Annotated in this window: 26 protein-coding genes; 10 read left to right on the forward strand and 16 right to left on the reverse strand. The window is 62.8% G+C overall.

Annotation, left to right across the window (positions count from 1 at the left end):
- Positions 1–14: 14 nt before the first annotated feature.
- From QMA15_RS07575 to QMA15_RS07605, 7 genes are read right to left on the reverse strand one after another with little or no spacing between them, the layout of a single operon-like run.
- Entirely contained in the window at positions 15–1,577 is a 1,563-nt protein-coding gene (locus QMA15_RS07575) for an acetolactate synthase large subunit (protein WP_319802087.1), read from the reverse strand.
- The gene (locus QMA15_RS07580) at positions 1,574–2,314 is read right to left on the reverse strand and encodes an enoyl-CoA hydratase-related protein (protein ID WP_279164218.1); all 741 of its coding nucleotides are present in this window, start codon (positions 2,312–2,314) and stop codon (positions 1,574–1,576) included. The genes QMA15_RS07575 and QMA15_RS07580 overlap by 4 nt, the downstream gene beginning before the upstream one ends.
- Positions 2,315–2,366: 52 nt before the next feature.
- The gene (locus QMA15_RS07585; RefSeq protein ID WP_232816948.1) at positions 2,367–3,896 is read right to left on the reverse strand and encodes a polyamine aminopropyltransferase; all 1,530 of its coding nucleotides are present in this window, start codon (positions 3,894–3,896) and stop codon (positions 2,367–2,369) included.
- A 44-nt stretch (positions 3,897–3,940) separates the two neighbouring features.
- A complete protein-coding gene (locus tag QMA15_RS07590) occupies positions 3,941–4,411 on the reverse strand; it encodes a DUF350 domain-containing protein (RefSeq protein WP_024487862.1) in 471 nt (156 codons plus the stop codon).
- 29 nt (positions 4,412–4,440) lie between these two features.
- On the reverse strand, positions 4,441–4,818 hold the full coding sequence (locus QMA15_RS07595; RefSeq protein WP_044480673.1) for a DUF4247 domain-containing protein: 378 nt from the start codon (positions 4,816–4,818) through the stop codon (positions 4,441–4,443).
- Between the two features lie 26 nt (positions 4,819–4,844).
- Positions 4,845–5,345, reverse strand: coding sequence for a DUF2617 family protein (locus QMA15_RS07600; RefSeq protein ID WP_046379342.1), 501 nt, complete (start codon positions 5,343–5,345; stop codon positions 4,845–4,847).
- Positions 5,342–5,974, reverse strand: a complete 633-nt coding sequence (locus QMA15_RS07605; RefSeq protein WP_205906899.1) for a DUF4178 domain-containing protein — start codon at positions 5,972–5,974, stop codon at positions 5,342–5,344. Before QMA15_RS07605 ends, QMA15_RS07600 begins: the two co-directional genes overlap by 4 nt.
- Before the next feature lie 171 nt (positions 5,975–6,145).
- Between QMA15_RS07605 and QMA15_RS07610 the strand changes: the two genes are divergently transcribed.
- Both QMA15_RS07610 and QMA15_RS07615 read left to right on the forward strand, forming a co-directional pair.
- Entirely contained in the window at positions 6,146–7,459 is a 1,314-nt protein-coding gene (locus tag QMA15_RS07610) for a DUF3533 domain-containing protein (RefSeq protein ID WP_020909240.1), read from the forward strand.
- Positions 7,460–7,558: 99 nt separating this feature from the next.
- Complete coding sequence (locus QMA15_RS07615; protein ID WP_279164216.1) at positions 7,559–8,935, forward strand: NAD-dependent succinate-semialdehyde dehydrogenase; 1,377 nt, start codon at positions 7,559–7,561, stop codon at positions 8,933–8,935.
- A gap of 99 nt (positions 8,936–9,034) precedes the next feature.
- Here the strand turns inward: QMA15_RS07615 and QMA15_RS07620 are convergent, their stop codons facing one another.
- Positions 9,035–9,313, reverse strand: a complete 279-nt coding sequence (locus QMA15_RS07620; protein WP_020970886.1) for a hypothetical protein — start codon at positions 9,311–9,313, stop codon at positions 9,035–9,037.
- A 49-nt stretch (positions 9,314–9,362) separates the two neighbouring features.
- On the opposite strand from QMA15_RS07620, the gene QMA15_RS07625 reads away from it, so the two are divergent.
- Positions 9,363–9,623: a hypothetical protein gene (locus tag QMA15_RS07625; protein ID WP_279164215.1), complete on the forward strand. Its 261-nt coding sequence runs from the start codon at positions 9,363–9,365 to the stop codon at positions 9,621–9,623.
- Positions 9,624–9,656: 33 nt separating this feature from the next.
- Positions 9,657–9,806 (forward strand): hypothetical protein, encoded by a 150-nt coding sequence (locus QMA15_RS07630; RefSeq protein WP_279164214.1) that lies wholly within the window; start codon positions 9,657–9,659, stop codon positions 9,804–9,806.
- A 4-nt stretch (positions 9,807–9,810) separates the two neighbouring features.
- Here QMA15_RS07630 and QMA15_RS07635 read toward each other — a convergent pair whose 3' ends face one another.
- Complete coding sequence (locus QMA15_RS07635) at positions 9,811–10,644, reverse strand: alpha/beta hydrolase (protein WP_279164213.1); 834 nt, start codon at positions 10,642–10,644, stop codon at positions 9,811–9,813.
- A 75-nt stretch (positions 10,645–10,719) separates the two neighbouring features.
- Here QMA15_RS07635 and QMA15_RS07640 point away from each other — a divergent pair, with 75 nt between their 5' ends.
- The 5 genes from QMA15_RS07640 (at position 10,720) to QMA15_RS07660 (ending at position 16,614) form a co-directional block, all read left to right on the forward strand.
- The gene (locus tag QMA15_RS07640; protein ID WP_133727145.1) at positions 10,720–11,199 is read left to right on the forward strand and encodes a MarR family transcriptional regulator; all 480 of its coding nucleotides are present in this window, start codon (positions 10,720–10,722) and stop codon (positions 11,197–11,199) included.
- Positions 11,196–11,828: an allophanate hydrolase subunit 1 gene (locus tag QMA15_RS07645; RefSeq protein WP_097386833.1), complete on the forward strand. Its 633-nt coding sequence runs from the start codon at positions 11,196–11,198 to the stop codon at positions 11,826–11,828. Before QMA15_RS07640 ends, QMA15_RS07645 begins: the two co-directional genes overlap by 4 nt.
- Positions 11,825–12,688, forward strand: a complete 864-nt coding sequence (locus QMA15_RS07650) for a biotin-dependent carboxyltransferase family protein (RefSeq protein ID WP_092764174.1) — start codon at positions 11,825–11,827, stop codon at positions 12,686–12,688. The genes QMA15_RS07645 and QMA15_RS07650 overlap by 4 nt, the downstream gene beginning before the upstream one ends.
- A gap of 47 nt (positions 12,689–12,735) precedes the next feature.
- On the forward strand, positions 12,736–14,286 hold the full coding sequence (locus QMA15_RS07655) for a bifunctional 3'-5' exonuclease/DNA polymerase (protein ID WP_205906904.1): 1,551 nt from the start codon (positions 12,736–12,738) through the stop codon (positions 14,284–14,286).
- A 102-nt stretch (positions 14,287–14,388) separates the two neighbouring features.
- Positions 14,389–16,614 carry an MMPL family transporter gene (locus QMA15_RS07660; protein ID WP_019745437.1) on the forward strand — a complete coding sequence of 742 codons (2,226 nt, stop codon included), beginning with the start codon at positions 14,389–14,391 and terminating at the stop codon, positions 16,612–16,614.
- Between the two features lie 3 nt (positions 16,615–16,617).
- Here QMA15_RS07660 and QMA15_RS07665 read toward each other — a convergent pair whose 3' ends face one another.
- From QMA15_RS07665 to QMA15_RS07680, 4 genes are read right to left on the reverse strand one after another with little or no spacing between them, the layout of a single operon-like run.
- On the reverse strand, positions 16,618–17,463 hold the full coding sequence (locus tag QMA15_RS07665; RefSeq protein WP_069145549.1) for an AlkA N-terminal domain-containing protein: 846 nt from the start codon (positions 17,461–17,463) through the stop codon (positions 16,618–16,620).
- Positions 17,460–18,059, reverse strand: a complete 600-nt coding sequence (locus QMA15_RS07670) for a methylated-DNA--[protein]-cysteine S-methyltransferase (protein ID WP_290283827.1) — start codon at positions 18,057–18,059, stop codon at positions 17,460–17,462. The genes QMA15_RS07665 and QMA15_RS07670 overlap by 4 nt, the downstream gene beginning before the upstream one ends.
- Positions 18,056–18,610, reverse strand: a complete 555-nt coding sequence (locus QMA15_RS07675; RefSeq protein ID WP_019745440.1) for a sigma-70 family RNA polymerase sigma factor — start codon at positions 18,608–18,610, stop codon at positions 18,056–18,058. Before QMA15_RS07675 ends, QMA15_RS07670 begins: the two co-directional genes overlap by 4 nt.
- Positions 18,597–19,097, reverse strand: coding sequence for a methylated-DNA--[protein]-cysteine S-methyltransferase (locus tag QMA15_RS07680; protein WP_019745441.1), 501 nt, complete (start codon positions 19,095–19,097; stop codon positions 18,597–18,599). Before QMA15_RS07680 ends, QMA15_RS07675 begins: the two co-directional genes overlap by 14 nt.
- A 144-nt stretch (positions 19,098–19,241) precedes the next feature.
- Between QMA15_RS07680 and QMA15_RS07685 the strand changes: the two genes are divergently transcribed.
- Positions 19,242–19,787 carry a hypothetical protein gene (locus tag QMA15_RS07685; protein WP_019745442.1) on the forward strand — a complete coding sequence of 182 codons (546 nt, stop codon included), beginning with the start codon at positions 19,242–19,244 and terminating at the stop codon, positions 19,785–19,787.
- Here QMA15_RS07685 and QMA15_RS07690 read toward each other — a convergent pair whose 3' ends face one another.
- The 3 genes from QMA15_RS07690 to QMA15_RS07700 are packed head-to-tail and all read right to left on the reverse strand — an operon-like array spanning position 19,788 to position 22,755.
- On the reverse strand, positions 19,788–20,525 hold the full coding sequence (locus tag QMA15_RS07690) for an SDR family oxidoreductase (RefSeq protein WP_020970896.1): 738 nt from the start codon (positions 20,523–20,525) through the stop codon (positions 19,788–19,790). It abuts the gene before it with no gap.
- On the reverse strand, positions 20,522–21,547 hold the full coding sequence (locus QMA15_RS07695; protein ID WP_046379354.1) for a phosphotransferase family protein: 1,026 nt from the start codon (positions 21,545–21,547) through the stop codon (positions 20,522–20,524). Before QMA15_RS07695 ends, QMA15_RS07690 begins: the two co-directional genes overlap by 4 nt.
- Positions 21,544–22,755, reverse strand: a complete 1,212-nt coding sequence (locus QMA15_RS07700; protein WP_020970898.1) for an acyl-CoA dehydrogenase family protein — start codon at positions 22,753–22,755, stop codon at positions 21,544–21,546. Before QMA15_RS07700 ends, QMA15_RS07695 begins: the two co-directional genes overlap by 4 nt.
- Between the last annotated feature and the right edge of the window lie 67 nt (positions 22,756–22,822).

Here is a 22,822-nt window from a genome sequence, read left to right on the forward strand (position 1 = left end):
ATTCGAGGTCGAAATCACGACGGCGGAGGCAGCATGACCTCGATGAGATGCGGGCCGGGTTCCGCCAGCGCTGCGGCAAACTGTTCGGCCAACTCCTCCGCTGTGTTCGCCCGCGACGCGGGCACTCCCAACCCCTCGGAGATCTTGACGTAGTCCATGTTCGGAGACGACAGATCCAACATCGACTGTGCGACGACGCCGCCACCTTCTGCGCCGACTCGTTGCAGTTCGCCACGCAGAATGGCGTACGCGCGATTGTTGAGCAGAATCGTCGTGACGTTCAACTGTTCTCGCGCCTGCGTCCACAACGCCGTGATGGTGTACATCGCGCTTCCGTCGGCTTCGAGATTGATCACCGGCCGCTCCGGCGCTGCCACAGCGGCTCCCGTCGCCACCGGAATGCCCTGGCCGATGGCACCTCCGGTGAGCGTGAGCACGTCGTGGCGCGGCGCTCCGGCAAGGGCAATCGGGATCGCCCAACCGGAAGTGGCCGCCTCGTCGGAGATGATGGCGTCGTCCGGCAGCAGGGCCCCGATCACGTCGGCCCAATTTCGCACGTCGAGAGGCCCACTCGGCAGCGACGGCCGATTTGCCTCCTGCAGAACGGGTTCCACTCCGGGTGCCACGAGTTCCGCCACTGCTTCCAACGCGCCGACAACATCGTCGCTGACATTCGCCAGCGTTGTCACCGCGGCGCCGTCCGGGACCAGATCGCTCGGTTTTCCGGGATACGCAAAGAACGAGACCGGCGAAACCGCGCCGGCCAGGACCAGCTGAGTTGTTCCGCGAAGTTGTTCGGTGGCGTGCTCGGCGAAGTATCCCAAGCGCTCGAATGACGGTAGTCCCGCACCGCGTTGAAGCCTGGCCGGAAAGGTCTCGACCAGAATCTGTGCACCGGTCGCGACTGCAATTCGGGAAGCGGCGCGCAGTCCGGCTTCGGAACACGCTGCGCCGCCCAGCAGTAGCGTGGCGCGCCCCTCGGCATTGAGCGCGCCTACCACCGAGTCGATCTGTGCTGCAGTTACTTCCGCCCGCCCCGGTATGTCTCGAGGACCCGCAAGAACTCCACCTTCGCTCCACGAGACGTCGGCGGGGAGGACAAGTGTGGCAATGCGTCCGGGCGGATCCATGGAGGCGGCAACGGCGTCGGCCGCATCGCTACCGACGGTCGCGGTGGAGTCGGAACGTCGACTCCACCCCTCCAGCCACTCGGTCAGCGCGTCGATATTCGATTCGAGTGGAGCGTCGAAACCGTGGTGGTAGGTCGCGTGGTCCCCGACGATGTTCACGATGGGGGTGTGGGCGCGGCGCGCGTTGTGAAGGTTCGCCAGTCCGTTCGCCATTCCGGGGCCGAGATGAAGCAGCGTCGCGGCAGGCTTTCCGGCGATACGCGCGTACCCGTCCGCGGCACCGGTGACGGCGCCCTCGAACAAGCCGAGTACCGCACGCATCTGGGGAACGGAATCGAGTGCGGCAACAAAATGCATCTCGGACGTTCCGGGATTGCCGAAGCACACCTCGACACCCGAGTCGACCAAGCTCTGGATAAGCGATTGTGCACCATTCATTTCGGTCACCTCTTCTTCATGAAAACTGCGAAGGCTTCTTGCGCTTCGTCGGATCGCCGCCGTCTCGCGAAATGATCCGACTCCACGTCGATGGTTTCCAGCAGGGCATCGAGATGTGGGCGGCGGAGGAGCATCTTCGTCAGCGTCACCGATTCAGCCGGGGAGTCTGCAATGCGCACCGCGCGCTCCAATGCCACGTCGAGCGCGGTCTCGGCCTCCACAACGCGATTGATCAGGCCGGCTTCGGCAGCCTCCTCCGCCCCGAACATTTCTCCGAGCATCAGTAGTTCCGTTGCCCGCTTGAGCCCCGCGATCTGCGGCAACAGGTAACTCGATCCGCCCTCGGGCGAGAGCCCGAGCGGAACGAACGGCAATCGGAATCGTGTACCTCGCCCCGCGAATGCCAAGTCGCAGTGCAACAACATCGTGGTGCCGATTCCGACGGCAAACCCCTCGACCGCTGCGACAATCGGTTTGCGTGCGGTGACGAGTGCGATCAGCAGGTCTTTGGCCTCGCCGCCGTCTCTCCCGGCAGTGTCCTGGAAACTTCCGATGTCGTTGCCGCTGGTGAAGACACCACCGGCGCCCGTCAGCACCGAAACCCGCACTGCGTCATCGTCGTCAGACTCCCGGATCGCGTTCGTCAGTTCGCGGTAAGTCTTGGGGTCGAGCGCGTTGCGCCTCTCCTGGCGATCCATCGTGAGCAACCGGACTCCCGGTGCGTGCTCCTCGATCCGAACAGTCATCCGTACCTCCGTCGTGGCCGAGAGTCTCGATTCAAGCTACTCGGTCGGGAGTTCAGCGTTCATAGCCCTTGCGCATATCGTCGACGATGCGCGGCCGGTCGAGTGTCGAAGGCTCCATTTCCCGCCTCGGGCGATCGCGAGGAAACACCGAGGCCGACGCCAGGGTGGGCTCGTCGAGGAACCGCAGGTTCGGCACACCAGCGGGCAGACGAAGCTCGGGCGGCGTGGAACCTCTTTGCGCGAGCACGTATCCCCAGTCACCGAAGCTCGGCACGAAAACGTGGTAGGGCGAGACGCTCAGTCCGACAGCCGATACCGTCGACACCGTTCTCCAGTACGCATCCGGCGTCGAGTACGGACTGCCGGACTGGACGACCATCAGCCCGCCCGGATTCATCGCGGCAGCGGCAAGTCCGTAGAACTCCATCGAATACAAGCGGCCAAGTGCGGGGGTGTCAGGATCCGGGAGGTCGACGATGACCGCATCGAAGCCTGGATCCGGACGCTCGCGCAACCACCGAAACGCGTCGTCGAGTACGACGTCCACCCGTGGATCCTCGAGTGCTCCCGCGTTCAGATCACGAAGACGCGTGTTGGCCAACTCGATGACTGCCGGATCGAGTTCCACCTGAACTATCTGCTCGACGCTGTTCATTCGCAGCACTTCCCGTGCAGCGAGGCCGTCACCTCCGCCCAGAATCAGCACGCGCCGCGGGTCGTTGACCAGGGCCGGATACACCAGCGACTCGGTATACCGATGCTCGTCGACACTGGAGAACTGCAGGTCTCCGTCGAGGAACAGTCGCACGTCGTTTCCCCGCTCGGTGACGACGATTTCCTGGTACACCGATCGCTCGGCGGCCACCACGGGATCGGTGTAGAGCCGCTGCCTCGACGTGGTCTCGATGTCCGAGGCCGCGATCAGCAGCCACCCGATCAAGCTCGCCGCCAACAGCATTGCGACGACGGCGATCAATCGTGCACGCAGGCTGAGCTGCCACCGAAGAAGTATCAGCGCGACAACTGCCGCAGCCACGAGATTGATCATGCCGGTGAGTGCGGCACCGCGAATCATGCCCGCCCACGGCAACAATACGAACGGCCACAGGAGGCCGCCGATCAGCGCGCCGAGATAGTCGGCTGCATTGAGGTTGGCCAATACCTTTCCGGTGCTCTGTGCGTCGTTGTCGCTGCGACCGGACTGCAACAGCGTCATCAGCAGAGGCACTTCGGCACCCACGAGGATACCGATCAGCGCGGTCGCAGCCACCAGAACTGCTGCGCTGGAACCGAAGAACGTGAAGGTCACGTACAGCGTGACGGCACTGAATCCGCCGATCAGCCCGAGCAGGATTTCGACGGTCACAAACGAGATGGCCGCATGCCCCAACAGCGGTTTGGCGGCCAGCGCTCCGATACCCAGCGCCGCAACAAATCCCGCGACGATCAACGACGTCTGGGTGATGCCGCCGCCGGTCAGACTCACGCTGAGCGTCAACAGGGCCAGCTCGTAGATCAGACCGCACGCCGCGCACGCGGCAACAGCCGCAAGGAGAAGCACGCGTGCGCGTGAGCCGAGCATCGTCGAACGCTCGGCAACTTTCACATCGCGATCAGCGGCAACCATCAGGTGAGCGCTGCGGCGTTCACCAAACCGATGGACAACAAGCTCACACCCACCGCCCACGCGGCGCCGCACATCTTCGGATCCTGCACCAGTGCAACCAACTTGCCGGGAAGGAATGCGTTCATCAAACGCAGCGCGATCGCTTGCAACACGATCGCGAACAGTCCGTACACCGCGGAGTCGGCGAGTCCCTGGGCAAAGCCGTCCGAACTGGTCAGGATTGCCGTCACCACGATGATCGCCAGCGCAAGATGGTTGGAAGCCAACAGAATCGCAGCGTTCGGGTTCTTGTCGACGTAAACCTGGTGGCGGAGATTTCCGGGTGTCATGAGGTCGAGGACCAGGAATCCCGTCGCCAGAACCGCTACGCCGACGACGAAGTAGGCGAGTGTGCCGAGAACGCCCCCGACGAGCAATGCCGGATCCACCGTTCCGATCTCGACGGAAGTGGATGCAAAGATGTTCGTCACGCCGTTCTCCTTCTCATTGAGCACTACCGTCATTTGGCACTACCCGAGCCGCCGCTGCCACTACTTCCACCCGCCGGGGATCCCGGGTTGAAGCCCGGTCCCAGGTAAGCGTATCCGCCGCTGCGATACGTGCCGTCGATGTCCTCTACCTTGATGGTGCTGCCACCGCCCGAAGCCGAACTGACAGTGACGATGTCATCGTCGTAGCGCAGGTATTCGTTGCCGCCGTCAGCACTTCGCGCCGCTGGTTCGTCCGCGTCGACAATCCGTGAGACGGTCGTGCCCACTGGATCTTTCGACGAGTACAACACGACGTCGCCATCCTGGGACGTCTTGGAATAGTTGTCCGCGATGAAGTCTTTGGCTCCACCACCGCACGCCGACAACATAATTGCGGCTGCCACCATCACCGGAGCCAACCATGTCCGCCCCCTCACGGTCGCCACCTACTGCGCGTCTTCACGATCACTCCTGTCCCCTCCCCCGGGTACAAATGCCAACTCTGCCAACTCCACCCCTGGCGGTCTCGCACGCCACACAACGCGGTCAACGCTGTGTCGTCGCCGGGAAAGGATCCGCAGATCCAACCGTCCTGGCCGGCGGACTCTCTCAACGATGCAGCTTCCGAATCGAATTCGACTCGGTCCAGGACCAGCGAGGAAGACTCGAACCGGTAGTTTCCCGTGGACTCCACTGCCGGCAAGGGTTCACCGCCGGCGGCAAGAGCATCACACGAAACCTGCTCGGTCAGTTCCTTTCCCGATGCCCGGGCCGTCACCACGTGAGATGCCCCGAGCACTCCGAGTGTCAACGTCGCATCGGAAGTTTCGATCACCAACTCGGCGAGGGTCGGCGGCGAGGGAGCTCCCAGCACCAACCCCAGTGCCGAGGCATTCACGTCGGTCGGTTCCACATCGAGTCGATACAGACTCATTCCGGTGGGCCCGAGTGGATGACGGTGAGTTCGCTGCGGGTGACCGCACGTCCCGTGGAAACCTCCCACGACTGTCCGCGCGCCCACTTCTCGAATGCGATCAGCCCGGACTTGTCGGCGGTCGCGTAGTCCGCGTATTCCATCGAGCCGGAGGGGGCCGTACCCGTCGTACCCTCGGCCGTGAACTTCGCCGTTCCACTTTCGATCTTGCGGTGAACCTTGTCGTCGAGAATGACGTCGCCGTTCGGGACCAGGTTGGTTCCTTCTCGACGCATCCAGAGAGTCATCTCGAGTTCGCCCTCGTCGTCCTCCACTGTCAGCCAACGACGACCGGTCGACCCGTCGAGAAGGTGCTCACGCCAGATGTATCCCTCTTCGTCGAGCGTGATGGTCCCTCGAACAACGTGGTCGATACCCGCGTACGTGATGATGTCGCCGACCCCGATCTTGTGGGGGTCGTACACCTCGGGATAGTCGGCGAGCGGGTCCACGCGAGCATTCGGCTTGCCCTGGCGTCCACGCAGGACCACAAACGCGACGGCAGCGATCACTACGAGTATCAGGACAACTATCAGCACGTTGGTCAACGGTTTCTCCGAAATCGTCTCGGCAGGGTTGCCGCGGGCCATACCCTACCGATCCGTTCTCAGCCTTTTCGGATGAGACTGCCGGCAAGCTGACCCGCCGCCGGCCGGGCAGGTCTCCGGCGCCGTGGGCAGATCGAAAGACTGCCCCGGCGCACCTTTGCGTTTACGCTCAGCCCGAGGAACTCCGCGCGAAAGAAAGCCGGTCGACTGACGATGAGCAAGAACCCGGAGCCGTCTGCCCGCACCGTCATGCACACACCACGATTCTGGTTGACGCCGTTGATAGTGGTCACCCTCTTGATGTCGGCGCTGGCAGCGCTGTACATGGGCGGAATACTCGACCCCAAGAAACACCTGGACCAGTTCCCGATCGCCCTGGTCAACCAGGACGAAGGCGACACCCTCCCCGGCGGCGACCCCGCCGACCGCAAGAATTTCGGAAACGACATCGTCGCCGGCCTCGAAAACGGAATCGACCACCAGAAGATCGACCTGCAGCAGATCGGTATCGCCGAAGCCCAATCTCGGTTGAACTCCGGCACGCTGTACGGCGCGATCGTGATTCCCAGTGATTTCACGAAGAGGACGATCATCCTGGCGGAGGCCAGCGTCGTCGCCGGTGACGTAGAGCAACCGATCATCACGATCTACACCAATCCGCGCGCCGGTTCCGTATCCGCATCTCTGGTCCAGTCGATCGGAACTACAGCCCTCGCCTCGGTCAACAAGAACATGGGCGAGCAACTCACCACCCTGGTCACCCAGCAGTTGGAAGCGGGAGGCACCGGAACCCAGATCTCAGGAGCGAGCCGCCTGCTGCTCGAAAATCCGGTGAACGTACTCACGGTGGCCCACGATCCGCTTCCCGACGGCACCGGATTCGGTTTGGTTGCATTCTATTTCGCGCTGCTGTTGGTCCTTGCGGGATTCACCGGAGCAACCGTGGTCAATTCCTTGGTGGACGGCATGCTCGGATATGCGCCTACCGAATTCGGTCCGCTCTTCGTTCAGAACGACGTTGTGGGTATCAACAGGTTTCGGACGCTGCTCGTCAAATGGGCGTTCATGATCGTGTTGTCCGGCATAGTCTCCGCGTTGTTCCAGTGGATCAGTCGCGCCCTCGGAATGCCGGTCACTCACGGGCTTGCATTGTGGGAGTACGGCGCGCTGGTCATCACTGCAGTCGGCATCACGGCGATGTCGGTGATGGCCGCATTCGGCTCGTTGGGCATGTTGATCAACCTGTTCGTGTTCGTCATTCTCGCGCTGCCCTCTTCCGGTGGCACCATCCCCCTCGAAGCCAGCCCCAGGTTGTATGCCTGGCTGGCGCAATTCGAGCCGATGCACCAGATCTACATGGGTACGCGATCGATCCTGTTCTTCGGCGCACGCGGTGAGGCAGGGCTGCTGCATGCCGTCTGGATGACGTTGGTGGGTCTACTGATCGGCGTCGTACTCGGCATCGTGACCACCCGTTTCTACGACCGCAAGGGCTACGAACGCACCCATCGCCCCAAGGTGGCGTGAGATGGTACCCAGCCGGGATTTGATCGAAACCTGTTGGGCCGATTCAATGTGATTGCGCGTTTCGGGAATCTTCGACCCCCTTCCGCACGTTGTACAACTATGGCTAATTACAAAACAGTCAATCCCGCGACAGGTGAAACCGTCAGGGAATTCGATACTTTGGATGACGCCGGAGTTGAAGCCGCACTTGCGCACACGCATCGCGGCTACTTGACCTGGCGCAACAGTGCGCCACAGCAACGTGCGGCAGTCCTGAGCAAGACCGCCGCACTGTACACAGAGCGAGCAGATGAACTGGCCCGAATGATCTCGTTGGAGATGGGTAAGCCGGTCCGCGAGGCCAAGGGCGAAGTACAACTCTCGGCCGCGATCTATCAGTGGTACGCAGACCACGGTCCGGCGTTGCTCGAGGAAGAACGGCTCGACGTTCCCGGGGCCGAGGAGTCGGTTGTGTACCGGCGACCGATCGGTGCCCTGATCGGCGTCATGCCGTGGAACTTCCCGTACTACCAGGTCGCCCGCTTCGCGGCACCGAATCTCATGCTGGGCAACACGATCATTCTCAAGCACGCGTCCAACTGTCCGCAGTCGGCTCTGCTGATGGAAGAGATCTTGCGACAAGCCGGATTGCCGGACGACGCCTACGTCAACGTCTTCGCGACCAACGAGCAGATCGCGGACATGATCGCCGATCCACGAGTTCAAGGCGTGTCACTGACTGGCAGCGAACGCGCCGGCACCAGCGTCGCCGAAACTGCGGGACGCAATCTCAAGAAGGTCGTCCTCGAACTCGGCGGATCGGACGTGTTCATCGTCCTCGATTCCGACGACATGGATGCCACCGTCAAGTCCGCAACCAAGGCGCGTCTGTCCAATGCCGGCCAGGCCTGCAATGCGGCCAAGCGTTTCATCGTCACCGAAGATTTCTACGGCGACTTCACCCGCAAATTGGCGACGTCCTTCGAATCCGTTTCTGCCGGTGACCCATTGGACGAAACCACCGTCCTGGGCCCGCTGTCCTCACAGAGCGCGGCAGACACTCTGATCGAGCAGATCGACGACGCTGCGTCCAAGGGAGCGACGCTGCTGACCGGTGGAAAGAAGATCGACGGCCCGGGCGCCTACGTTCAGCCGACGTTGCTCGCAGACGTGACCCCGGACATGCGGGCTTACAGCGAAGAACTGTTCGGACCTGCCGGCGTCGTCTACAAGGTCAAGTCGGCCAGCGAGGCTGTGGAACTTGCCAATTCGTCGGTCTACGGTCTGAGCGGGTCCGTCTGGAGCAGCGATCTCGATTCCGCCCGGTCGGTCGCTGCCGATCTCGACGTGGGAATGGCGTTTGTCAACGAGCACGGAACGACGTTGCCCGGTCTGCCCTTCGGCGGAGTCAAGCGCTCCGGAGTCGGCCGCGAGCTCGGTCCGTGGGGAATGGACGAGTTCGTGAACAAGAAGCTGCTCCGCGTCTCCAAGAAGTAGCGCGGTGCAAAAGTAGCGCAATACAAAGGAAGGCCCTGATCTCTGTTGAGGTCGGGGCCTTTCCTCATATCCCACGGACCAGCAAGAGCAATGCCCTGGTCACTCGCTTGCCGGAGTGACACTCCCACGAGTGAGGCTCCACCCGAACCTCGTCGCGATGACAGCTGACAGCCAGCCCAACAGCGCACCCACCAGTGGAGCAGCGATCGCGGTGTAGATCGCCTCGTTGGAAACACCAACCGACACGGCGGAGTCACCGACAAAGGCGAAATCGGTTCGGGAGGCGACGGACGCCAACTCGATCAGGCCGGAGACAACAATAATCAGGAACCCCAGCAGGAAACCGAAGCCGGCCAGAAGAAGATGAAGTGCACGCATCCGATCAGTCTGCCTGTAACACCCATCCAGATAAAACCGACCTGCTGGTATGACACTTTCACGAATCGCTCGCACTACCGTGATCGCCGCCGCCATCAGCGCGAGCGCCGCCATCTGTTCCGCGACGTCAGCTTCCGCGGACGTGGTAGACGTCACGGTCCTTCCGGGTCTCAGCAGCGGGCCGACAACACCGTACGGGGCGGGCTGCACGTATCTGGTGGTTGCCAGGACAGCAGCGTTGGACGAGTCGAACGTCTCGATTGTCGACCTGAACCGGGCGTCGACCATGTCCCCGCAGGAATTGATCTGAGACACCGTCAATCCCTATTTCACCTTGCCGGTTGTGCTCGGCCACGCCGTCACGCTGTGGACTCCGACCGCACCCGGCGAACATTCTCTGATGGCCTACCAGACGTCAGCGGGCGGGCCGGTCACAACGGTCGATGTCAATCCGGCCACCCCGATCGGTCCGGGGTGCGTCGTCGCACCCTGATCCGCTAGCCCTCCAAGAAGTCGACGAGCACTCGGTTGAGTTCATCGGCGGGAACCATCGGAATACTGTGATGTGAAGCATCTTTCAGCACCTCGACACGTGCTGCGGGAATCCTCTCCCGCACCGACCTCGACACCGTTTCCGCATCATGCACCCGTCCGTCCTGCGCGAGGACCACCAGCAACTCGACATCCAGTGCGCTCAAGTCCTCTTTCGAAGGACGTTGAGGCACTACGAGATCGGGTCGCGGTAGATCCGAAGTGCCCACTTCCACAAGAGACAGCCAGTCGGAGTCGATACTCAACTCACCTGTCTCCCACTCCAGCAGTCGTCGTCGGCGTGCTCGCGACGGGGACAGCAACAGCGGAAGCGCACGCAGAAGGTAGCCCGCCTTCATGCCGGAGAAACTCGAATTAGGATCGAGCAGAACAAGTTTCCCGACACGATCCGGTCGATGCAGCGCAAAGGCCAACGCAATCATTGCGCCGTAGGAATGTCCGATCACATCGACGGTGTCGGCGCCGGTGCAATCGACTATCGAGTCCATCCACTCGATCAGATCGTCGACGGACTTCATCGGATCACCATTGGGAATGCTGAGTCCGGCATCGCCCAGGGTGTCGACGGCAAAAACACGCCGGAATTTCGACAGCGCCGCAACGTTGTCGAACCACACCGTCGAAGTGGCACCTCCCCCGGGCAGAAGGATCAACGGCCGCGAGTCTTCAGGTCCACAGACGTTCACATGCGTTCGGCCGAACCGGCCTGAGAGATCCACACCCAGCGGTCTTTGCGGCCATTTGGTCAGTACGGCGTCGTATGCGCGATTGAAGTCCATTCCCCACCCCCATTTTCTCTCGACTATCGAGATAGTAGACAATCGAGAGACAACACACCAGGGCTGGAGGCATCCATGAGCGTCGGCGATGCAGAAGACGAAGCGATGGCGATCGTCCACTCGCTTCGCGCACTGACCGTCGACTTGAACGTGGCGGTTTCCGGCTTTGCGAACAAATACAAAATGCACTCCACCGACGTCCGCGCACTGATCTGCCTTCTCGATGCCGAGCGCTCGGACACACCGGCGACGCCTGGTTGGTTGGGCTCACAGCTCGGGATCAACTCGGCGTCGGTGACTGCACTGGTCGACCGGATGGTCAAAGCGGGGCACGTAGCTCGGGAGCGAGATTCAGCGGACCGTCGACGGGTGTTCTTGCAGGTCACACCATCGGCGGTCACTCTGGGCGAGAGCTTCTTCGGCCCCGTCATTTCACGGGCTGCGAGCACCGTCGGGAATTACACCGCGGCCGAGCGAGCCACCATCGCGAGTTTCATCGTGGCGATGCGAGCGGACGTGGAGCGGACTCGAATCGATCGGGAGCCCTCCCTGTGACTCGCATACTTCCCGCGGGAGAACGCGCATTTCTCGTAGACCTCGATTCCGAAGCTGACGTTCTCGCGTTCACCGAAGCACTGACGCGTAACACCCCGGTCGGGGTCGAAGACTTCCTCCCCGCAGCTCGCACGGTCCTGGTCACGTGCACCCCGGCCGCAGATCTCACGTACGTCCGGAAGTGTTTGAACGATCTCGAGCAAACCAATTCTGCCGCGACCACAGACGAGCATTCCGAGACGGATGCACTCACCATCGCCGTCAGGTACGACGGGCCCGACCTCGACGACGTCGCACAGTCACTCGGAATGAGCCGTTCCGAGGTGGTTGCGGCCCATACCGGGGCGATGTGGCGTTGCGCCTTCATCGGATTCGCACCCGGCTTCGCCTACCTGACTTCAGGCGACACTCGGCTCGACGTTCCACGTCGAACTCAGTCGCGAACCGCAGTGCCAGCCGGTTCCGTCGCCCTGGCCGCTGGATACAGCGCGATCTACCCGCGGGCATCGCCGGGTGGCTGGCAGATCATCGGGAGCACCGACGCCGTGATGTGGGACCTGAACTCAACGCCACCGGCCGCCGTTCAGCCCGGGTGCCGCGTGCGCTTCGTCAACGAGGACGACCGATGAGCGGTCTGGAGATACTCGACACCGGGCCGCTGAGCTTGATCCAGGACCTCGGACGGACCGGACACCTTCGCTCGGGCGTCGGGGTTTCCGGTGCTGCGGACAGGCGATCGCTCAAACTCGGCAATCGACTCGTCGGCAACGACGAGGGCGCGGCAGGCGTCGAGGTCCTTCTGGGCGGGCTGAGCATTCGGGCGCAGCAACAAGCAACGATCGCGTTCACCGGGGCGCCCGCACAGGCCTACCGCGACGGCATTCCGGTCGGGCATTCGAGCGTGATCGCTCTCGACGTCGGTCAGACCGTCCGCCTCGACTACGCACCGAGTGGCCTGCGGACGTATCTGACCGTCCGGGGCGGCATTGTGGTTCCCGAGATCCTGGGATCGCGCAGCACCGACACCATGTCCGGGATAGGTCCGGCGCCTCTCGAGCCCAAGGTTGTTCTCCCGATCGGGCCTTCGCCGACCGCGTTCTCGCTCGTCGACCTTGCACCAGTTCCACCGATGACAAACGAGACTCTCGACATTCGAGTCGTATTCGGGCCGCGCGCAGATCGATTCACCAACCCCGAATCGCTCCTGCGGGGGCAGTGGGCGGTCTCGACCGACTCGGACCGAATCGGGGCGCGACTCGATCGTGTCGGCACCGACGAACTGCTGCAACAAACGAATGACGCCGAACTCCCCACCGAAGGCGTAGCGCTCGGATCGATCCAGGTCCCACCCAGCGGCCAACCTGTCGTGTTCCTCACCGATCACCCGATCACCGGCGGGTATCCGGTGGTCGGAGTGGTCGCGGACGCAGATATCGACCGACTCGGCCAAGCCCGCCCGGGTCAGCACATCCGGTTCGTCGGGGCCTGAGCAGCGCCGAGCGATGGCGTGTCGGACCCTGCCGTCACACTGATGTCGTGCGAGTTGTCCTGGTCCCCGGTAGTACGACGTCCACGGGAGCTGTGACGGCAACTGTCCTACGGACCGACCCCGGTGGAACGCCGCTCGCCGATCCCGTCGAATACCCCGACCTGATCGCAGCGGTGCGCACCATCGAGGAAGCCGAGCACCCGCGGTGGGTGTGGCCGAGTACGGCGACCGTGTACCCACCGCTATTGCGGGCAGGCGTACGGGTTCAGCGGTGCCACGACATCTCCCTGACCCGCGCGATACTCGGAATGCGCGTCGGCAAACCGTCACCGCCTGCCGAGGAGTTCGACGACGATCGACTCGGACTCTTCGACACTGCACCCGTTCTCGATCCCCTCGCCGTCGTCACCGAATTCGCCGAGCAGCGCGCAACCATCGGCGCGGACGCTCGACTGGACTTGTTGATCGCAGCAGAATCGGCCGGCGCTCTCAGCGCCGCCGAGATGACGCACACGGGCCTTCCGTTCTCGACGCAGAAGCATCGCGAACTCCTCGAAGAACGGCTGGGGCCGCGGCCGACGGGATACGACCTCCCCGCTCGTATGCAGGAACTTGCCGCACAGATCAGTGAGGTCTTCGGGCGCACCGTCAATCCTTCGTCTTCGGTGGAGATCACCGAGGCGTTCGGGCGTCAGGGCATCGAACTTCCGTCGACGCGCAAGTGGTTTCTGCAGGAGATCGATCATCCGGCTGTGCCGCTACTCCTTCGTCATCGCGAACTCGCCAAGCTGTACAGCACCAACGGGTGGCAGTGGATGGACAGTTGGGTGCGGGGAGATCGATTCCGTCCGATCTACGTTCCCGGTGGTGTCGTGTCCGGCAGGTGGGCGAGCCGGGGCGGCGGGGCCCTCCAGATTCCTAAGACCATGCGCTCGAGCGTCGTCGCCGATCCGGGCCACGTGTTCGTCGTCGCCGACGCCGGTCAGCTCGAACCCCGAATTCTGGCCGCCATGTCCGGCGACCGCCGCATGATGGCTGCCGCCGGCGACGACGATCTGTACGCACTTGTCGGTGCCGAAGCTTTCGGCGGGGATCGCGCAAAAGCCAAGGTCGCAATCCTCGGAGTCCTGTACGGGGCGACGGCGGGTGAAGCCAAAGCACTGCTCATCTTGTTGCGGAAGCGATTCCCGGTCGCCGTCGAGTACGTCGAGCAAGCTGCCAAGGCAGGTGAGCGCGGCGAGGTGGTGAAGTCACTGCTCGGCCGGGCCTGTCCCCCACCGTCTCCCGACTTCTACTCCCACGGCGACGCTCATGCCCGCGGTCGTTTCACGCGAAACTTCGTCGTTCAGGCCACTGCGTCCGAGTGGGCGTTGTGCCTGCTCGCCGACCTCAGGCGCCGCCTCGCCGAAGATCCGGACGGCGAGTTGGTCTTCTTCCAGCACGACGAAGTGGTCGTGCATACCCGAAATCCCGAGTCAGGTGCCGCCCACGTGCTGGCCGCCGCGGCTTCGGCAACTCGATTGTTGTTCGGCGACACAGTCGTTCGTTTTCCCATGGACGTCGCAGCCCGCGAGACTTACGGCAAAGACACTTCGTAGCGTCGTCAATTCCACTCCAAGTGGTTCCACCGCGCCCGTATTGCGTGTTCTACTGGAAAACGTTGCTTTGTTGGTGCTGGTCGACTGCGTTCGAGGAGAACCATGACCAAGCTGGATACAACTGATGCAGAACGGAACGAGCGCGGAACGGTCAAACGCCGTCGACTGCCGATCTTCACCGTGATCGCGCTTGCAATCTTTGCCTTCGTCGCAGGCGGATTCGGCGGTTCGTTCCAAGGCAAACTCGCCGAGGTTCAGAAGAACGACAACGCCTCGTACCTGCCGAGTTCCGCAGAATCGACGATCGTCAGCAATCAATCCGCGAACTTCCTCGCGGTCGAGACGATCCCTGGTTTTGTTCTGTTCCATCGAGATTCGGCCCTCACCGAGGCGGACAAATCTGCAATCAACTCGGCGTACGGCGCTATTGCCGGCATCTCCGGAGTAGACGCCGACGGAATGCAACCCACTCAGTACTCCGCCGACGGCACAACTGCGTCGATCTTCGTGCCACTCGTCGCCAAAGACGGAGACACATCCGTGGCAGGCGATGTCCTGGCGACCACCGAGCAGAACGTCATCGACGCAGCAAAACAAGCAGCTGGTGATGTCGAGGTACTCCCAGCCGGGCCAGGTGGGCTACTCGTTGCGTTCATCGACGCCTTTGCCGGTCTGGACGGAGCGCTCCTTGGCGCGGCACTCCTGGTCGTGATCCTCATCCTGCTTGTCGTGTACCGATCGCCGGTGTTGTGGTTCTTCCCGCTGTTCTCCGCGCTCCTCGCCATCGGCTTGTCGTCGATGGTGATCTATTTCCTCGCGAAAGCCGAATTACTCACTCTGACCGGACAATCTCAAGGCATCCTTTTCGTGTTGGTGATCGGTGCCGGTACCGACTACGCCCTACTCTTGATCTCTCGCTATCGCGAAGAACTGCACACGTATCCCAACCGCTTCGACGCGATGATCAAGGCCTGGCGCGAGTCTGCGCCGGCCATCACCGCTTCGGCTGTCACCGTGATTCTCGGTCTGCTCTGCCTGACGTTCTCTCAACTCAACTCCAACAAGAGCCTCGGACCCGTCGCCGCCATCGGGATCGCCTGCACCTATCTGGTGATGATGACGTTCATGCCGGTCGCTCTGGCCGCCACCGGACGGTGGGTCTTCTGGCCGCGCAAGCCCAAGGTCGATCACGCCGCAGACCTTACGACGCACGGGATGTGGGGCAAGATCGCCGAGGCCGTCGGTAGCAAGGACCGCCCACTGTGGATCGGCGCCACAGTCTTGTTGATCATCCTGTTCGCGGCCGGGATCGGCAGTCTCAAAACCGATGGCCTGACATCCACCGAAAGCTTCACCAATCGTCCCGACGCTGTTGTCGGACAAGAACTCTACGACTCGAAGTTCGATCCCGGAGCCGGCGCACCGGCTGTGATCACCGCAAACGCCGACCAGGCCGACGCCGTCATCAAAGCAGCCAGCGGAGTCGAAGGTATCTCGCAGGATCCCGGCGCCGTCTGCACCCAGGTGGACGTCGCAAAGGTCAGCGAGCTGATCAAGACCAACCCCGCTGCAGTCGCACAAGCCGCCGCTGCGGGTTGCGCCCCTGCGGCTTTCACCGTTGCACCGATCGACGGCCGAACCATGATCAATGCAACCCTCGCCGACTCTTACGATTCGCCGCAGGCACTCGAAACTGTCAAGCGACTGCGGAGTGCCGTCCACGAGGTGCCCGGCGCCGACGCGCTCGTCGGCGGCAGCACGGCCACCACCCTTGATGTCCAGGCGGCCTCGGTCCGCGACAGAAACCTGATCATCCCGATCGTGTTGGTGGTGATCTTCCTGGTCTTGGCCGCTTTGCTCCGTGCTCTGCTGATCCCGGTGATTCTCATTGTCACCGTGGTGCTTTCCTTCGCGGCGACGCTCGGTGTGAGCGGATTCTTCTTCACACACGTATTCGGGTTCGCCGGGGCGGATCAATCGTTCCCACTGTTCGCCTTCGTGTTTCTGGTCGCTCTGGGTATCGACTACAACATCTTCCTGATGACCCGTGTGCGAGAGGAGACCGGAGAATTCGGCACCCGCGCAGGTGTCCTGCGCGGTCTTGCGGTCACCGGGGGTGTGATCACCTCAGCCGGAATCGTCTTGGCCGCAACATTTGCCGTACTGGGCATCCTGCCGCTGGTCTTCCTCGCCGAGATCGGATTTGCCGTGGCCTTCGGTGTGCTGCTCGATACGATCATCGTGCGCAGTGTCCTGGTGCCTGCGCTCTCTCACGACATCGGGAAACGTATATGGTGGCCGTCCGAACTGGCCCGCGCGAAAGATTGACCACTACAGAAACGCTTCCTTGGTCCACAGATGAAAGAGTGCGTACGCTCGCCAGGGTCGCCAGCGCTCGGACAACGCTGCGGCTTCTTTGCCCGACGAGACCCCCAACGCTCGCTTCAACACCAGATCGTCGGGTACGAAGGCGTCGCGATCACCGAGAATTCGAACAGTGAGATAGTCAGCGGTCCACGGTCCGATTCCCGGTAGCGCCAACAACTCTTGTCGAAATTGGACAGGATCCGCATCCCAGGAGAGATCGAGACCGTTCGCTGCCGCAGTTGCCAACGTGTGCACTGTTCTTGCGCGCACTGTGGTCAATCCGACGGCTTTCTGTATGTCCTCCGGCGATTGCGCTGCAACCGCCTCCGGATCAGGGAAGGCAAGAAACTCCCCTTCCACCGGCGCTCCGAATGCGCTGACAAAACGACCACCGAACGTCCTCGCTGCGGCGAGCGAAACCTGTTGCCCCAGAACGGTGAGCACTGCGGTCTCGAAACCGTCCACCGAGCCGAGCACCCGCAATCCTGGACGGGCGGCAACGAGTGGGGCCAACAACTCGTCGCTACCGAACGCTGCTTCGACAGCAGTGTGATCGGCGTCGAGGTCGAGCCAACGACGCACGATCACCTCCAGCACTGCGGAATCCTCCGCCGGCACATCGGAATCCATGACGACACCGTCGTCTGTCCACGACACCGACACAACTACCGGGCCGGAAGGCAACGGTATGACTCTGGTGTGAACACCGTCGTCGTGACGCTCGAGGCCTGCGACGCAGTGAGCCCGCAAGGCACCGGTGAGCGGTTCGACTGCATAGGGCGCCTGAAAGCGCAGCGTCACTGCGCTCACCGGCCGGCTTCCAGATCCAGCAGAATCGCTTTCAGTTCGGGGCCGCCAGCGTACTGCCCGAGGCTGCCGTCGCTGCGCACCACCCGGTGACACGGGACCACCAACGGCAGCGGATTCTCTGCGCATGCGGTCCCGACGGCACGCACCGCACGCGGGCTTCCCGACGCTGCTGCGACCACCGAATAGCTTGCAGTGTGGCCGTATTCGATCTCGGGGAGATGACGCAACACTTCGCGTCGGAACCCCTTCGCGAGTTGGAAGTCCAAGCGCAGATCGAATTCTCGACGCGCACCGGCAAAGTACTCGTCCAACTCGCGAGCGACAGTGTCCAGCCTGCGCGGGTAATGAAGCACACGGGGGCTGACGGTGTCCGCCAAACGTTCCAGAACGAGGTCGTGCCCTTCGACGGCAAAGGCAACCCGCACCAGGCCGACATCGGTCGCCGCCAGGAGCAGCTTTCCGACCGGCGAATCGACGGTTCGATATGCCACGTCGATCAATTCAGCTTCGGACGCCTGCGCAGCCAGGCGCGCCCGTAGGCGGATCATGGCGTCAGCGTCAACGGCTGGAAGCGCCTCGAACACATCGTTACTCATGAGTGACTCCCTTCCGCAGCGGTAGCGGACAAGTAGGTTCTTCGTAGTGTGGCGATACCGTCGGCACCCGCGCGTCTGGCGGCCGCCGGGGTGTTGCCGAGGATGTCCGCGATCTCTGCGTACGGCAGCCCACCCAGAAAGTGATAGGCGACTGCCGCACGTTGTTTGAGCGGTAGCTTTTCGAGTGCGTCCCAGAGTTCGTGATCCCACGTTCCGGGTACGCCGATTCGCGTCGGCAACTCCGGAACCTCGTCTGTCGGCACGGCCACGCGGGCGCGCACTCGGGTGATGTCGATTGCCTTGCGGTGCGCGATGGTCACCAGCCAGGCTTCGATGTTCGCGTCCGGATTCAGATCCGGATATGCCCGCATCGCTGCGATGAACGTCTCGGACCACGCGTCCTCGGCGTCGACGGGACCGACCACCGCGCGGCAGACACGGAGGACCACTGCACCGTATTCGGTCACGACGTCTTCGAACGGTTTGAGTCTCACGATCGGTAGACGTTCCCGATCACCGAATTGTGAGCCGAGCGCATCAGAAGAGGACATCCGATTCGCCGCCGTGCTCGCGGTCGAGCAGGAACCGCTTGCGTTCGAGGCCGCCGGCGAAACCGGTCAGACTTCCGTCGCTACCGACCACACGATGACAGGGAACGATGATGCTGATCGGATTCTTGCCGTTTGCCGCGGCGGCGGCACGGATCGCAAGCGGGTTACCCAAAGTTTGCGCGAGCTCCATGTATGTCCAGGTTTCGCCGTACGGGATCGTTCGCAAGGTATCCCACACCCGCTTCTGGAACTCGGTACCCACGGGCGCCAGCGGCACGGAGAACTCCGTGCGATCACCCTCGAAGTACTCGGTGAGCTGCGATTCGACTTCACCGAAGACCGCCGCGGAACGATCACCGAACGTGGACTCGTCCGGCTTGTGGCGATGCTCCGCCATGTACAGCCCGCAGAGGTCGTCACCTGCTGCTACCAGCGTCAACGCCCCGATCGGCGAGTCGATCACGGTGTGCGTACGGATAGCCGTCATGTCTCGATCCTTCCAGGTTGCGCGGTGCAGCAGGCAGCGGGTGAATTGATTGTCCGCGCCGGCACCGACACCTCGAAGACGCCGCTGGCCTCGTGAATGTGAGATTTACCTGTACTTTGACGTCACATCAGGCAGTATCGAGGGATGGCTCTAGTTTTGCCCGGCAGCTCCACCGTCGTCCGCTCCGTCGGCGACGTGGTGCACTGGTCCCTGTCCACGGTCGCTTTTGCGGTCACCCTGCCCACTCGACTCGAGGCGCTCCTCTTCTCGGTCGAGAGGTTGGTGGCACGCATCAACCAGATCGCCGACAACGCCGACCGCGTCGTCATCGGAGCCGCCGCCGTGACCGTTCGAGCTGAGACGCTGGTCGAGGCCGTCGAACAGACCTCGGACATCGCGGGACAACTCCTCGAGATCTACGAGCCCATTGCGTTGCAGCTCGCGCCGCTGGCGGCCAGATTCGCCGACGACCTGTCCGAGGCGGAGGTCAGCGCCGCGATCAAACTGATCGACCAACTGCCGGAGCTCACCGACCGCGTGACCGCGGTGCTTCCCATCCTCGGAACCTTGGACTCCGTCTCGCCCGAGATCCACGAACTCCTCGGAGTGGTAAAGGACCTGCGTCAGGCGATCGTCGGAGTGCCCGGCTTCCACTTTTTCCGCAAGCGGGGCGAAGCCAAGCTGGATTGATCAGGCCGAGTAGCCGTTGGTTCCGGCTCGCGTCATGACGACCTTCGGAACCACTGCTCGAGACGAGAGCTTGAGCAGTCCGTCCACCAACTCCACGATGTCGTCGACCTTGATCATGGTCTCGGGTGTGATCCGATCGTGCGTCCACGCCGACATGTCCGTGTCGACGTAACCGGGAGCAATGGCCGTCGCGCTCACTCCGTTTCCGGATTCCTCGGCGTTGAGTGCCTCGACCATCGAAATCAGCGCAGCTTTGGTGGCTCCGTAGACGGCCAGGCCGCTCTCGGCATACACACCGGCCATCGAGGCGAGAGCGATCACCTTTGCTCCGCCGGCGAGGTCCGCGTCCGCCGCTGTACGCAGGAGCGGCAGCGACGCTTGCAATAGTGCGAACGGTGTCCGGAGATTGACGGCGACGGTCTTGTCGAAACGGCGCATCGGGTAATCCGCCACTCGCCCACTGGTTCCCACTCCGGCGTTGAGGACGAGGGCTCGCATGGAGCCGAATCGCTCGCCGTGCGTGGCTACGAGTGCTGCGGCGAAGTTCTCGTCCGCCATGTCGCCGGCCGAGACGACGACGTCCGGCGATCCGGCGCGCGTAAGTTCTTCGGCGACAACGGCGAGCCGTTCGGCATCACGCGCCGTGATGGTCAGCCCGTACCCTTGCGAAGCCAAGCGTGTTGCGATGCCGAGCCCGATTCCCTTGGAGGCGCCGGTGACCAGTGCTGATCGAGTCATTCGAATTTCCCTTGCAGTGCGTTGAGTCCGGCCGAGATCAGTTCCGGCACAGAAGATCCAGCCTTGTCGAATCCCCCGCCGACGGTGGCTCCTGCTCGGAATCGGTGATCGATGCCCTGCGCCACGACGGCGAGTTTGAAGAACCCGAGCGCCATGTAGAAGTTCCAATGCGCCAATTCACGACCCGAAACGGACGAATACCGTTGCGCCAGATCGACAACGGACGGTAGCGACGGGCTCGTCCACGCAGCAGGCTCACCCAGAACCAGATCCAGCGCGGGATGCCGATAGACGCACATCATCGCGATGTCCGCCAGCGGATCACCCAGCGTCGACAGTTCCCAGTCCACCACTGCGGCAACCTTGGTGACGTCGTTCGCCGCGAGAATCGTGTTGTCGATCCGGTAGTCGCCGTGCACGATCGACGAAGCCGATTCAGCCGGAATCAATTCCGCGAGGCTCGACGCCAACCTGTCCACATCGGCCGAGTCCTCGGTCTTGACGCGTGACCATTGACCGGCCCACAACTTCACCTGACGGGCTACGTAACCGTCGGGTCGGCCGAGTTCGCCGAGACCCACTGCGTTGTAGTCGACGTCGTGCAGGGCAGCGAGAACACGCACCAACTCGTCGGTGCACTGCGTGACCAGCTCTGCCGGAACAGCTTCCAACTCGGTTTTGGTCCGGATCACTTGACCGGTGACGAACTCGACCACCGTGAACGACGCACCCATCACCGAGGCGTCCTCGCACAGCACGACGGTCGGGGCGACCGGCACGGCGGTGTTCTGCAACGCCGAGGTGATTCGGAACTCGCGCGCAACGTCGTGCGCCGAAGGCGTGAGGCCGGCCGTGGGTGGACGACGCAGAATCCACTTCGAGTTGTCGTCGAAGATTCCGTAGGTGAGATTGGATTTGCCGCCTGAAATCAGTTCGGCTCGCAACTCACCGCTCACCTCGACGCCTGCGGCTTGCAGATACTTGTGGAGCGCCACGAGATCGAGTCCTGGGAAGTCCGTCACTTCGACTCCTCCCGAGCAGCGCGCTTCGCAGCGCCGACAACACGTTTCGCAATTGCCCAGCGATGAACCTCGGACGGACCGTCGTAAACGCGGAAGGGACGCACTTCGCGGGACAACCGTGCCAGCGGCAGATCGCCGGACACGCCCATTCCGCCACACATCTGAATGGAGCGGTCGACGATCCGGAAGATCGCCTCGGCCGCGTAGGTCTTGGCGATGGACGTCGCGTTGCTCGCGTGCCCGCCCTGATCGAGTTCGAAGCAGGCCTGCACCAGAAGTGCGCGACTGGCTGCGATGTCGATCTCGTTGTCGGCGACCATCTTCTGGATCATTCCGAGATCACCGAGTTTCGAGCCGAAGCCTTCTCGTTCGGCAACCCTGGCCACGGCGACGTCGTGGCCGCGGCGCGCTGCACCGAGCCAGCGCATCACGTGCGTCATCCGGGCGGGACCGAGACGAACCTGCGCGTAGGCGAAACCCTGATCGACCTCACCGAGAACGGCCTCGTCGGGAACGAAGAGATCCTCGAACGTGACCTCGCAGTGCCCGCCGATCATGGCCTTGTCGAGGGTGTCGATGTGTCGACCCACGATGAGACCCGCTGTGTCCGTCGGCGTCAGGAACATGGTCGCTCCGCCGCGCTGCCCGGGCTCGCCGGAGGTGCGCGCCATGATGATGAAGAATCCGGCGCCGTCGGCGCCGGTGATGAACCATTTCTTACCGTTGATCTTCCAGCCACCGGGGACTTTCTCGGCGCGGGTGTTCAAAGCCGAGGGATCGGATCCCGCTCCCGGCGCGGGTTCGGTCATGGCGAATGCCGACCGCATGTCCCCGCTTGCGAGCGGCGCGAGGAACTGCTGCTTCTGTGCTTCGTTCGCGACGTGGGCCAGCATGTGAACATTGCCCTCGTCCGGCGCAGCGATGTTGAGCGCCGTCGGCCCGAAGAGCGAGTAGCCGGCTTCCTCGAAGACAGGCGCGCGATCACTCATGTTGAGTCCGTGGCCGCCGTACTCGATCGGTGCATGCGGTGCGAAGACACCGGCTTCTTTTGCTGCCGCCTGCATCTCGATGCGGATGGCATCGCCACCCGCGACGGCGATGTCACCGGCGTGTTCGTCTTCGATGGGGAGCACTACGTTGCGCGTGAAGTCGCGCGTCTTCTCGATCAGCGCCACCACCTCGGGCGCGTACGTCAGATCGATTGCCACCAGCCACCTCCGAAAGAACATCCCGACCGAGCGATCGCTCGGTAACAGCACTCTCGCACATGCCGAT

Source organism: Rhodococcus sp. APC 3903 (genome assembly GCF_030407755.1).
In the GTDB taxonomy this organism is placed as follows: domain Bacteria; phylum Actinomycetota; class Actinomycetes; order Mycobacteriales; family Mycobacteriaceae; genus Rhodococcus_F; species Rhodococcus_F erythropolis.